The following is a 13907-nucleotide window of genomic DNA, read 5'->3' as shown; positions in this document are numbered from 1 at the left end:
GTTTTTTTTGTTCTATTTAGATTACCGAAGATAGACAAATTATTGCATATTTTTAGGTAAAAGTGGTTTTGTAAAAAAGTAATAGCCAACTGCAACAGCAACAAGTAACACGGCTGTTATTAACCATAATGTGTCAAAACCGTAGGTTGTAGCAACATGCGTTCCCAAAAACGGTGAAACAATAAATGCAATGGCAGTCGATATTCCGTTAAGTCCCATATAAGCACCACGGTTGTTTTTTTGTGCACGAAAAGCGGTTACGGTAGACATGAGTGGAAGTACCAACATTTCGCCAATAGACATTAATCCAATTGCGAAATACAACATTCCTAATGTATGATTGACTGTGAATAATACAAAACTGATAGAAGTGATAAATGATCCGAAAACTAATAATTGTGTTACTGTAAATCTTTTTTCGGTTGTATGAATAAGTAACATTTCGAAAACAACAATTAAAATTCCACTAAAACCCATTAACAGACCAATTTCCGTTTGCGAAAGATGAATAACATCTTTGTAAAATAATGGAACAGTGTTTAGAATTTGGAAAAACGCCATCGAAAAGAACACACACACCAAATTGAATAGTAAAAATTTGACATCGGTATACGCATTTCGCTCTTTTACAACTTCTTCTTTTGGTAGATTTTCTTCTACTGGAGCAGCGTTTCGTTCTTTTCTTCCTTTAAAAAAAGCAACAAAAACAATTCCGGCAATTAGCGCTGCTGCTGCATTACAATAAAATAATAAATCGTAAGAATAATTAGATAAAAATCCGCCCATAGATGGTCCTATTGAAAAACCTAAATTTACCGCCATTCTGTTTAAAGAAAATGCACGTGTAATATTTTGTTTTTTTGCATAACGAGTTATTGCAACTGAGTTTGCTGGACGAAACATTTCGCTAATTGTACTCAGAACAAGCATAATTGCGGCAAAAGATTCGACCGATTTAAAATATGGTAACAACAAAAATAATGGTGCACTCAAAAATAAACTTAAAGCTTGCACTTTAAAATTTCCAATTTTGTCGGTAATCCATCCGCCAAGCCAAGAACCAATTACGGCTCCAATTCCGTAAAAGCTTAAAACAATACCAGATTGTTGCAAACTAAAGTTTAGTTCGGAGATTAAATAAATTCCTAAAAATGGCAAAACCATTGAACCCATACGATTCAACAACATTACAATAGCCAACATCCACGATTCTTTGGAAAGACCGCTGTAGGCTTCAATATAAATTTTTAGAATTTTCTTCATCTTCGTTGTATTTACCAATATTTACCAAACTTTGCAAAGTTAAGGTCTTTTTTTGCAAAAAATCGGTTATTTATCAAGGTTTCTGATAATCTTTGATTACTTTTGGAATCGTTAAAAAATAAACTGAAAACTATGCTGTTTTATAACTTCATTTTAAAGGTTTTAATCATAATCAACGGACTTGGTGCTGCATCTGGTTTGGTTGTGGACAAAAATCATGTTTATGCAATTGCCGATGACGACGCACATTTGTATATTTATGACAAGAAAAAAGAGCGCGTAGAAAAAGTTGATTTAAATCCAGAAGTAAAGTCGAAGGATGTTAATAAAAAAGACAAACCAGATTTTGAATCGATTACAAAATACGACGATCATTTATACATTTTGGGTTCTGGTTCTAAAGAAAATCGTTTTGATTTGATTTCGTATAACATCAAAACCAAAGAAGTACAAAATAGTAATTATAAGTATTTGTTTGATGAATTTTTAGCAGTTTCTAAACTTTCAAAAAAAGATTTTAATATAGAAGGACTTTTAACAGACGGACATTGTACTTATTTTTTTAACCGAGGAAATGGACCTGCTGGCGTAAATGGAGTTTATAAAGTTGCTGGAAAATTAAATGATTTGAAAGGAAAAGAAATCGAATTTTTTACGATAGATTTGCCACAATTGAATAATGAAACAACTACTTTTTCGGATGTTATTTTGGTTGATGGTAAAGTTTTGTTTACTGCAACTGTAGAATCTAAGAGTACAACACAATATAATGGCGAAATAAAAGGTTCTATAATTGGAGAATTGGATTTGAATACAATGAAAGTAACGCGTTGGAAACAAATTTCGGCTGATAGAAAAGTAGAAGGATTGGCGTTATACAAACAATCTCGACGAAAGTATACCTTGTATTTATGCGAAGATAATGATGACGACTCTAAAAAAGCAAACATCTTTATTTATAAATATGAATTAAAAGATTAGAAACATGTTTTCTAAAAATAGAATATAAAATAAGCGTTCAAATAAAATTAAATCAACATATTAACTAGTACGACGGTTTTTTTTAGAATATAATATTGTTAAAAAATTGTGAAAACATTTTCAAGATTATTATATTTGGCCGTTAAAATTTATTTATTAAACACAATTATGCGAGGAAGATGGCTCATTGCAACATTTGCAATTATTTTAAGTCTTTTGTGTATCAGACAGCTAAGCTATACTTGGTACGCAACAAAGGTGGAGCATGAGGCGGCGCGATTAGCGACTACGCCTGAAGACGAACCAAGAGTTTTAGATAGTTTAGCTCAACATCCGCTAGATTTAGGTATTATAAAGTATGATTATGCTCATGCAAAAAATAACGAAATCAATTTAGGGTTAGACCTTAAAGGTGGTATTAACGTAGTTTTACAAGTATCTGAGAGAGACTTAATCGAAAATTTATCAGCTAAAAGTCAAAACCCAATGTTGGGAACTGCTTTGGATGCGACAGATAAAGCTCAAAAAACAAACGGTAACGTACCTTATGTAGAATTATTTTTTCAGGAATTTGATAAAATCAAAGGAGGAACAAAATATGCTGCAGCAGATTTATTTGGAAACAAAAACAATGCAGATAAGATTCCTTATAATGCATCTGATGACCAAGTAAAAGAAGTTATTCGTAAAGATATCGAAGCAAAAGTTGCAACAGCATATGATGTAATTAGCTCTCGTATTAATCAATTTGGTGTAGTAGAACCAGTAATTCAACGTTTAGGAGATAAAGGTGACGGACGAATTTTGGTAGAATTACCAGGTGTTTCGGATACAGATCGTGTAAAAAAATTATTACAATCTACTGCTAAATTAGAATTTTGGCAAGTTGTAAGACAAGATCCTACAGTTATGTCTTATTTTTCTGGTGTTAATACAGAGAAATATAAAGTAACAAACAAAGACGGTCAAGTTATCAAATCTTTAGCAGAAGTTATGCAACCAGTAGGTTCTAACGCTAGTTTTGTAGTTGACGTAAAAGATACTGCTGTTGTAAATCGCGTATTACAAGACAAAGGTTTTGTAGCGGCTTTACCATCAAATATTAGAGGATACAAATATTCTTGGGCAAATAAACCAATGGATTTAGGAAAAGCTGAAGCAAAAGGTTCTCCTAAATTATTAGAGTTTTATGCGTTAAAAGGTAAAAATGGTGCGCAAGAACCATTAATTACTGGAGATAAAGTTGTTTCTGCATCTGCAGAAAGAAATGCAGGATCTTTAACTAATGAGCCTGTAGTATCTATGCAAATGAGTCCGGTAGGAGCACAGGAATGGGCTCGTATTACAGATGAATTAAAACCATCAGGTACAGATAGAAATGGTCAAGGTGTTGCAATTGTGTTAGATAACATGGTTTATTCTGCACCAAACATCAAAAACCAAATTACAGGAGGTAGTTCTCAAATTTCTGGAAACTTTACACTTGAGGAGGCAAAAGATTTAGCAAACATTTTACAAGCCGGTTCTTTACCAGCATCATCTAAAATTGTTTCTGCAGAAATCGTTGGTCCATCATTAGGACAAGAAGCTATTAACAGTTCGTTAATCGCATTTGGTTGTGCATTTGCATTGGTATTAGTATGGATGGTATTCTACTACAGCCGTGCAGGTCTTTATGCAAATGTTGCATTAATCATCAACTTATTATTCTTATTAGGATTCTTAGTTTCGTTAAAAGCGACATTATCTTTACCTGGTATTGCGGGTATTATCTTAACGTTGGTTACAGGTATGGACGCCAATATCTTAATTTACGAAAGGGTAAAAGAGGAGTTAAGAAAAGGAAAATCATTGCGTCAAGCAGTAGATTTCGCTTATTCTTGGAAAGGAGCTTTTTCTGCTATTATTGATGCCAATTCAACATCATTTATTACAGCTTTAATTCTTTTCGTTTTTGGTAAAGGACCAGTTGTTGGTTTTGCTACAACGTTTATGATTGGTATTTTTACTTCTACATTTACAGCGATTTTTATTACACGTTATTTTGTTGAAGGTCGTTTAGCTAAAGGAAAATCAGTACCATTCTATACAAGTTTTACAGCGCATTGGTTACAAAATATCAAAGTAGATTTGTTAAAAACGAGAAAGGTTTCTTATACAATTTCTATCATTTTAACAATTGCTGCATTAGCTTCTATCTTTACGAAAGGTTTTGATATGGGTATCGAGTTTAAAGGAGGACGTACTTATACAGTTCGTTTTGACAAAAGCGTAGATCCACAACAAATTTCTGAAAGTTTAGGAGATGTATTTATCTTAGACGGAGAAAAAATTATTCCGCAAGTAAAAACTTATGGAGGTGAAAATCAAATAAAGATTACAACAGCTTATAAAGCTGACGAAGATGGATCAAACGTTGATGACGAAATTAAAGACAAATTATATTCAGGCTTAAAACCATATTTACCAGCAAATTTATCTGAAAAAGATTTCTCAGAAGATAATGCAAAAATTGGTTTAATGTCTTCTGCAAAAGTAGGTCCTACAATTGCCGATGATACAACAAGAGCCTCATTTATAGCAGTAACATTAGCATTAGTAGCAATTTTCTTCTACCTAATTGTAATGTTTAAACGTTGGCAATTCTCATTATCAACAATTATTGCATTGGCGCATGATGTGATTATCGTATTAGGAGTTTTCTCATTCTTTAAAGGAATGTTACCTTTTAATATGGAAATTGACCAAGCATTTATCGCCGCAATTTTAACAGTAATTGGTTATTCGATGAATGACTCGATTATTATCTTAGACCGTATTCGTGAAAACTTAACTGTAGAAAAAAATCATAAATTATATGATATTATCAACATTTCTACATCAGAAACTTTATCACGTACTATTAATACATCGTTGTCTACGTTCTTAATCGTATTAATTATCTTCTCTTTTGGAGGAGAATCTATCAAAGGATTTATGTTTGCAAAATTGATTGGTATCGTAATTGGTACATTCTCATCTATTTTTGTAGCATCACCATTATTATATGATTTTACTCCGAAAGGAAAAATGAATAAATAAAAGTCAAATTTTAAATAAATTTTAAGAAAGCCATCAAGTAAATTTGATGGCTTTTTTTATGGTACTCAGTTTAGATTTTATACATTTGTTTCGTGAATAGTTTAGTAATATACCCAGCGTTTTTAGACTTCCAGGAAGTCGTGATTATTATGGTGGTTGCCGTTGTAATTTTTGGACCAGATAAAATTCCAGAAATTGCACGTGGATTAGGAACTGCTGTACGTAAATTAAAAGAAGCATCAGAAGATATAAAGCAAGAGATTATGAATCCTATACAGGAATCTGATGTAACAAAAGATCTTCAGAATACAATTAAAGAACTAAATCCGATGGATCAAGTGAAAAATTCTTTTCAGAAAATTAATCCAATGGACGATTTTCAGAAGTCTTTTGATGATGTAAGAAATCCAATTGATGAAATACACAGTGCAGTTCATCAAGATAATTTGGTGGATGATGCATTAAGGACAGAACCTGTTAAAACTGAAACTCCAATTCAAGAAGAACCAATTCAGATTGAAGAAGTAACTGTAACAGAATCTGCTGTAGAACCACAAACAGAACAATTGACGGTTGAGCCACAAGAAGAAATTAAGGAACCAACTGTTAACAATGCTTTAGGCGGTTCGGTAAGTAGATAATGATACAAGATTTTTTTGATTGGGACGTACAAATATTTTTGTACTTCAATAATTTAGGAACAGAAAAATGGGATTGGTTTTGGTTACTTATAACCGATAAAAAAACATGGATTCCGTTATATGTTATTTTCTTAATTCTACTTTATACAAAATTAGGATGGAAAAAAACATTATTGGCCGGAATTTGTATTGCGCTAATGATAACTTGTGCAGATCAATTTACTAATATTCTTAAAAATTCGTTTCAACGTTTTCGACCTTGTTATACAGAATCTATTCAAGGATTATTTCGTCCGATAGATTGCGAGGGTAGAGGAAAATATGGTTTTACATCTGCGCACGCATCCAATCATATTGCAATCGCACTTTTTATGGGCGTTTTGTTAAGACGTCAATACAAATGGTTAATTTATGTTTTGGTAATTTGGGCATTAATGATAGCTTATAGTAGAGTTTATGTAGGCGTTCATTTTACCGGAGATGTTTTCTTTGGAACATTAATCGGAATATTTTTCGCTTATGTTTTCTTGAAACTTTATTATTTTCTTGAGAAAAAATATTTAAATAAAGTATAAATTAAAAAGCTGAAACAGATTTGTTTCAGCTTTTTTTATGAAGTGTTTTCTTAAATTATGTAAAATAGAAATTAGCTTTTACGCCGTTTCTTGATCTTCGACTAACTTTTTCTTCTTCTTTTTAGATTGTTTTTTATGCGCTAAAAAATTATTCAAATCCGAATCAATTTCAGTTTCGTCATCATCGCCCAACAAATATCCCCAAGGTTTTAATTCGGTCACATTATCAAAAACAATTTTCATTAAAGCCAGAATTGGTATGGATAATAACATTCCCATAATTCCCCAAGTCATTTCTCCGATAACTAAACCGATAATCACAATTAGTGAATTTATCTTGACTTTAGAACCTACAATTTTTGGCATTACAATGTTTCCATCTATGGCGTGAATGGCTAGAAAAGCAATCAATACAAAGAAAATTTTGGATGCTGACATCGTAGCAAACGTAATGATAAGTGTAACCAATAACGAAATTACGATACCAACATACGGCACAATATTGAGTACACCGGTAAGTATTGCTAAAACAAAACGATATTTTAAGTCTAAAATAGTGAAAGCAATAAATGCTAAAGTAGAAACGATAATCATTTGTAAAAACAGTCCAATTAGATATTGTTTAACCATTTTTTGAATTGATGTAATTACTTTATACACCTTTTCGTGCGATTCTGAATCAAATGCATAAAATAAAAATTTAACCAAATGACGGCGATAAATCAATAAGAAAACGACATAAAGAAATGTAAATAAAATAGTTACACTCATTGATGTTACAATAGAAACTACTTTTTCTATAACAATTGTACTTGTTTCTATGGTCGATTTTATATTTTTACTTAAATATTCTATTTGCGCGTGCGAATTAATTCCAAAAGTTTGGTGTATCCATTGTTGAATATTGGTAAAAGCATCTATAATTTGCTTCTGAAATGTTGGCCATTCATTTGCAATTTCTGCTAATTGTATTGCGATTAAATAAAAAATTCCGATAATAAACGAAGCAAATAATAACGTAGTTACAATACTTGCAACTGCGCGAGGAAATCTCAAAAATCGTTCAAAAAAATTACAAACCGGAACCAATAATATCGAGATTAAAAAGCCTAGTATTAAGGGAACTAAAATCTCTTTACCTATTATTGCAATAAATGTTAAACAAATAATTGATAATAATGAGCAGGTTAGTTTTAAATAAAATGGCCATTTTTTAATGACTTCCATAATTTATCGTGTTTTATTTAGGTGAAATTATAAGTTGATTGTAGTAAATATACTTGATAAAATTTAATATTCTTTTGATTTTTTTAAGAAATTCGCATAAAAAAACCACGTTATTAAAACGTGGTTTTCAGTTGTTTATCTGTTATTATTTACTTTCGTCAATAATAGTCATTTCGTTAATCAAACGTTGTGCGTTGGCATATTTGTCAATCACCCATAAAATGTAACGAGAATCTACCATAATGTTACGGCAAATTTCTGGATCATAATTTAAATCAGACATTGTTCCTTCCCAAACGCGGTCAAAGTTTAATCCAATTAAATTTCCTTTTGCATCTAAAGCAGGCGAACCAGAATTTCCTCCAGTTGTATGGTTTGTTGCAATAAAGTTAACCGGTAATTTCCCCGTTTTATCGGCATATTTACCATAATCTTTTGTTTCGTATAAATGTAACATGTGTTTAGGTAAATCGTACTCATAATCACCTGGAATGTATTTTTCTACAATTCCTTCCATGTGCGTAATTGGTTCGTAATAAACCGCATCACGAGGTTGGTAACCATCTACTTTACCATAAGTTACACGTAAAGTTGAATTGGCATCTGGAAAGATTTTACGGTCTGCAAAAACATCCATTTGTCCTTTCATATATGTACGCATCAACTTACTCATTTTGTCTTGATTAGCTAAATATGTAGGCGTAACTTTAGTTTGATTTGCATCTAAAATTAAACGAATTTGAGCAATTAAAGCATCGTCTTTTAATGCTTTAATAAATTCTGCATCATTTTCTGCTAATGCCTTGATGTTTCCTAATGTAGATTGTCCGTTTAATTTTTTAGTTCCATTTACAATAGAATTTCCTAATGCAGTTTTGATAGTTGCAGCAGTTGTATTTGGTAATAAATTTTGAGGAACAACCTTGAAATAATTATCCGTTAAATCCGAAGAAATAGTTTGATCTAAATCCGCATTATAATCCTTGTGCATAGAAGCAACCGTGTTTAACGATTTTGCTTTTACTTCTGCATAATTTTTTTGACCAACAGCATTCAAAATATTATTTAACGTCAATGCCATTCTAAACGTTTCTGAATTAGAATAAAACGTTTCTGTATACATTGTGTATGCTAAATTGTAATCTTTATTTACTTTGTTTAATTCGTTTAAATCAGAAATAACCGTTGCATATTGCTTTTTAAGTTTCGAATCTTTTTCAATTCTAGACATAAATTCTTGCTCGTATGCTTGACGTTTTTCTACAGCTTTAGAACGATTTAATCCTAAAACTTCTCCAATCCATTTTTTGTGAGAATTAGAAATACGCGCTTGTTTAGACGCATACGCGATACGTGTTGCATTGTCTTCTCTCATTTTTTTATCAATGTGAGATAATGCAATTGTACGAACATTGATACGCGCAGGATCAATTACATCTTTAATTTGCTCGATTGATGAAGCAGCTAAATATTCGTCCGTAGTTCCTGGAAATCCATAAACAAACGTAAAATCATCTTGTTGAATACCAGTTATATTAATCGGTAAAAAATGTTTTGGTTTAAATGGAACATTGTCTGCAGAATAATCAGCAGGTTTATTGTTTTTATCTGCATAAATACGGAACATAGAAAAATCTCCGGTATGACGAGGCCAAACCCAGTTATCCGTATCATTACCATATTTACCAATTGCAGATGGCGGCGCACCAACTAAACGAACATCTTTATACGTTTCTGTTGTAAATTGGTAATATTTATTTCCTTTGTAAAAAGGCTTGATAAATGCAGCTTGATAAGATTCTGTTTTTGTTTTACCGTTTAAATCTTCAATATTTTTTTTGATGATTTTATTACGGTCTTCTTCAGACATATTGTCTTTTACACCTTTTAAAATTGCAGATGTTACATCTTTAATATCAACAATAAAAGTTGCAGTTAAACCTTCATTAGGCAATTCGTCTTTTAACTCTTTTGCCCAAAAACCATCTGTTAAATAATCATTTTCTAAAGAAGAATGAGCTTGAATTTCGCCATAACCACAGTGATGATTTGTTAATAATAAACCATTTGGAGAAATAACTTCGGATGTACAACCACCACCAAAGTGAGCAACCGCATTATTGATACTTTTGTCTCCTGTACTAAAAATATCACTCGATGAGATTTTTAATCCCATATCCTTCATTTCCTTCTCATTCAATTCTGTAGGAATCCACATTCCACCACCTTGTTGTGCAAAAACATTAAAGTTTGCAAACAAAGCCATTAAAATTGAACCTTTAACGATTAGTTTTTTCATTCTTTATTCTGATTAATTAGTTTTTATCGATTTCTAAAAAACCAAAGATAAAGGTTTCGTTGTGTAGTTGAAAGGTTATAATCAATATTTTTAGTGATTTTTATCTCAGTTTATCAATTTATTTTATAGTAATTGAGTTTTTGTACTATTTTTTGTCTTTCAATCTTCTATTAAAGTTTAAAATCAAAAAGGATATATGTTAATGATATTAAAAATATACCGCAGCCAATCTTTATATAAGCAGCTTTCTTTGTAAATTCGCAACTCGAAACACATTGTAAAATGAAACAAGTTGTAAAATTTCAAGATTTAGGAATTGATAGAGATTACCAAGAAATTTGGGATTATCAAGAATCTCTTTTAGCAGATAATATCGCCATCAAACAATATAACCGCGCACAAGAAAAGGAAGGAAAATCTGATTTTAAAACGACAACTAATCATCTTTTATTTGTAGAACATCCGCACGTTTATACGCTTGGTAAAAGTGGACATTTGGAAAATATGTTAGCTTCTAGCGATAAATTAAACGAGATAAATGCCACATTTGTTAAGACGAATAGAGGAGGAGATATTACCTATCACGGACCACAACAATTGATTGGTTATCCTATTATTGATTTAGATACTTTTAAGCCAGATATTCATTTGTATATGCGCAATTTGGAAGAAGTAATTATTAAAACAATTGCAGAATATGGTCTAAAAGGAGAACGTTCTAAAGGAGAAACAGGTGTTTGGTTAGATCCCGGAAAACCATTTGCACGTAAAATTTGCGCAATGGGTGTTAAAGCTTCTCGTTGGATTACAATGCACGGTTTTGCGTTGAATGTAAATACAGATTTACGTTATTTTGAGTACATTGTTCCTTGTGGAATTCAAGACAAAGCGGTGACTTCTTTAGATAGAGAGCTTGGTTTTCAGATTGATATGAACGAAATTAAAGCACATGCAAAAAAACATTTTATGGATGTTTTTGATGTAGAAATAAAATAATATTATCTCGAAAATATAAATTAATTTTAAAGACTGTTTTTTAGCAGTCTTTTTTTGTATCTATTAATATGAAGTTTTATTTATTATTTTTTATACTAATTTCCAACCAACTTTTTTCGCAATCATTTGCGCCAATCATTACAAATTATTCAAAAAGCGAATATCTTGGCGAATCGCCGATTTGGGATATTACAGAAAATAAGGAAAAAGGAATTATTTATTTTGCCAATAATCGTAATATTTTAAAATATGACGGTAATTTTTGGGAAAAAATTCCGACCAATAGTTTGGCGATTATTCGTTCTATTATTTCAATCAATAACGTTATTTATACAGGTTCGTTTAATAATTTTGGATATTGGAAACTAGAAAATGGTAAGCAAAAATATACCTCAATTTCAGATCAGTATAATAGTTTTAAAGGAACTGAACAAGAGGAAATTTGGAAGATTTTCTACCACAAAAAAAGTATTTATTTTCAGTCTTTTAATTATCTTTTTGAGTTTGATGGTAATCAAGTAAAACGTTATAAACTGCCGTCTTTGTCGTCTTATGTCTACGTTGTTGACGATAAATTGTATGCTACAACGATTTCGAAAGGAGTTTACGAATTTTCGAACGGTAATTTTATCAAGAGTTTTGATGTATACAAGGATAAACCGATTGTTGTGCATGGTTTGGAGAAATACAAAGGCAATTTTTTAATCGGAACTTTAACCGAAGGAATTTTTGTTTTAAATAAAGACAATAAAATCTCTGCATTTGATGAAAAATTTAATCATTTACTAAAAAATAATCTGATTTTGAAAATGATTAAATACGAAGATAATTTAATCATCGGAACGTCTAATAACGGAATTTATGTGTACGATTTAACACATAAAACCTACAAAAATTACAATCAAAATCTAGGTTTAATTAGTAATACGGTTCAAAATATAAAAATTGATCAAAAAGGAAATGCTTGGATTGGAACTGATAAAGGAATTTCTAAGATTGAATTGAAAAATAAAACTCAATTACTTTACGATTTCAACGGTCATTTGGGAAATGTATTTACATTCGATTTTTATAAAAATAACTTGTTAATTGGGACAAATCATGGTTTTTATAACTACTCTATCACACAAAATGAAACCAATACTTTAATAGAAAAAGGCTTGATTTGGAATGTTACGAATATTGATAATCAGGTTTTTGTTTCGGATAGTTGGGGAACTAATTTGTATAATGGTAATTTATTACAGAAAATTTCACCGATAAACGGAGGATATAAATTGCTCAAAAAAGAGAATTTTTTTTATCAGTCTTCGTTTACGGGTATTTATCAATTTACAAATGAAACGCAGAATAATCCGAAGAAAATATCAAATTTATCAATGCCTATTTTAGATTTTATTGTAGTAAATAAAAATATTTTAGGAATCGGGAAAAATGGTGGTTTATTTCTTTTTGATAGTACAAAAAACACTGCAATTGAAATAAAATATGCAAATAAATCTTTGGTTAATCCTCAAATTATCTGTGAAAATGAGATGGTTTATATCTTAATTGATAATCAAACGTTGGTTAATTTTGATACAAAATCGAATAAGTTTACGGAGTTAAAATTAAACTCTAAACTAAAAAATATTAGCCGAATAAGACAATTAGGCGATAATATGTTTTTGGTAGAAGCCGACAATATTTTATATTATTCTAAAATAGAAAATAACACGTTAATTCATTATTTAATTCCTAAAAAATTGTACGATGGTAAGTTGGTTGACGATAATTTAATCGGAAAAATCAACGGACAATTTCTTTATCTAAATTTAGAGAATGGTATTTTGAAATACGATTTAAATTCAATAAAAAGAGATTTACCTCGCGTTAAAATAATCGCAAAAATTAACCAAAATATACTCGAAAATGATCCAAAAATTGAATATTCTAACAATTATATTGATTTTTATGTCTCAATCTTAAATGATGATTTTTCTAATTATCAATTGTTTTATCAATTAAATGATTCAAAAATTTTACCCTTAAATTCTCCAATTATCAATTATAAGCAATTAGAAAGTGGAAAATATGATTTAAAAATTTATACATTGAAAGATGGAGATTTTAAAAAATTGAATCATTTTGATTTTCGCGTTAAGAAAATATGGTACTTATCTACTGTAATGATTATCCTATATACTTTAGTTGTTTTAGGTGCGATTTTTTCTTTTTATCAATACAATAGATTTAAAATTAAACAACGTTTCAAGATTAAACAAAAAGCATTTGAATACGAATTGAATCTTTTGGAATTGAAACATAAGCAAGAGTTAAAAGAATTTACACACAGAAAAGAGAAAGATTTATTAGAAAACTCATTACAATCTAAATCAACAGAATTGGCTGCGCAGGCATTAATATTGGCTAATCAACGCACATTGATTACAGAAGTTAATCAGTTATTTAATCAATTAGACGCAAATGATGAAAGTAAAAAATTGAAGAAAAAATTTGAGAAAACGTTTTCGTCATATAGTTATAATAAGAACGAATGGGAGAGTTTTGAACTGAATATTCAGGAAATTCACCAAGATTTTATCAAAAGATTATCAGAAGAATACACAGAATTATCTGCTAAAGATTTGAAGCTTTGTGTTTTCTTACGCATGAATTTATCGACTAAAGAAATAGCACCATTAATGCATCTTAATTATCGCTCGGTAGAACTACAACGATATAGGTTAAGAAAAAAAATGCATATTTCATCAGAAATTAACTTAAATAAGTATATGATTAATTTTTAAAATTCAGAAAATTAATCACATCATGACTACATCAAAATAAAAAGTTAATAAAACT

At 30.3% G+C, this 13907-nt stretch carries 9 protein-coding genes; 6 read left to right on the top strand and 3 right to left on the bottom strand.

What is annotated here, in order from left to right; all coding sequences use genetic code 11:
- Positions 1–39: 39 nt before the first annotated feature.
- On the bottom strand, positions 40–1263 hold the full coding sequence (locus BM072_RS07395; RefSeq protein ID WP_092908022.1) for an MDR family MFS transporter: 1224 nt from the start codon (positions 1261–1263) through the stop codon (positions 40–42).
- A gap of 132 nt (positions 1264–1395) precedes the next feature.
- Between BM072_RS07395 and BM072_RS07390 the strand changes: the two genes are divergently transcribed.
- The 4 genes from BM072_RS07390 (at position 1396) to BM072_RS07375 (ending at position 6541) form a co-directional block, all read left to right on the top strand.
- Positions 1396–2244: a DUF6929 family protein gene (locus BM072_RS07390; RefSeq protein ID WP_092908021.1), complete on the top strand. Its 849-nt coding sequence runs from the start codon at positions 1396–1398 to the stop codon at positions 2242–2244.
- 108 nt (positions 2245–2352) lie between these two features.
- Positions 2353–5325 (top strand): protein translocase subunit SecD, encoded by a 2973-nt coding sequence (gene secD, locus BM072_RS07385; protein WP_245752075.1) that lies wholly within the window; start codon positions 2353–2355, stop codon positions 5323–5325.
- A 92-nt stretch (positions 5326–5417) separates the two neighbouring features.
- Positions 5418–5966: a twin-arginine translocase TatA/TatE family subunit gene (locus BM072_RS07380; protein ID WP_245752073.1), complete on the top strand. Its 549-nt coding sequence runs from the start codon at positions 5418–5420 to the stop codon at positions 5964–5966.
- The gene (locus BM072_RS07375; protein ID WP_092908018.1) at positions 5966–6541 is read left to right on the top strand and encodes a phosphatase PAP2 family protein; all 576 of its coding nucleotides are present in this window, start codon (positions 5966–5968) and stop codon (positions 6539–6541) included. Before BM072_RS07380 ends, BM072_RS07375 begins: the two co-directional genes overlap by 1 nt.
- Positions 6542–6619: 78 nt before the next feature.
- Here BM072_RS07375 and BM072_RS07370 read toward each other — a convergent pair whose 3' ends face one another.
- A complete protein-coding gene (locus BM072_RS07370; protein ID WP_092908017.1) occupies positions 6620–7768 on the bottom strand; it encodes an AI-2E family transporter in 1149 nt (382 codons plus the stop codon).
- A gap of 145 nt (positions 7769–7913) precedes the next feature.
- Positions 7914–10067, bottom strand: coding sequence for a S46 family peptidase (locus BM072_RS07365; RefSeq protein ID WP_092908016.1), 2154 nt, complete (start codon positions 10065–10067; stop codon positions 7914–7916).
- 282 nt (positions 10068–10349) lie between these two features.
- Here BM072_RS07365 and lipB point away from each other — a divergent pair, with 282 nt between their 5' ends.
- Both lipB and BM072_RS07355 read left to right on the top strand, forming a co-directional pair.
- On the top strand, positions 10350–11063 hold the full coding sequence (gene lipB, locus BM072_RS07360) for a lipoyl(octanoyl) transferase LipB (protein WP_092908015.1): 714 nt from the start codon (positions 10350–10352) through the stop codon (positions 11061–11063).
- A 68-nt stretch (positions 11064–11131) separates the two neighbouring features.
- Entirely contained in the window at positions 11132–13852 is a 2721-nt protein-coding gene (locus BM072_RS07355; RefSeq protein WP_092908014.1) for a helix-turn-helix and ligand-binding sensor domain-containing protein, read from the top strand.
- Positions 13853–13907 lie beyond the last annotated feature (55 nt).

Origin of the sequence: Algoriella xinjiangensis, from assembly GCF_900115015.1 — a bacterium.
Classification (GTDB): domain Bacteria; phylum Bacteroidota; class Bacteroidia; order Flavobacteriales; family Weeksellaceae; genus Empedobacter; species Empedobacter xinjiangensis.
The sequence above is the reverse complement of the archived record's forward strand: the minus strand, read 5'-3'. Positions and strand labels throughout refer to the sequence as shown.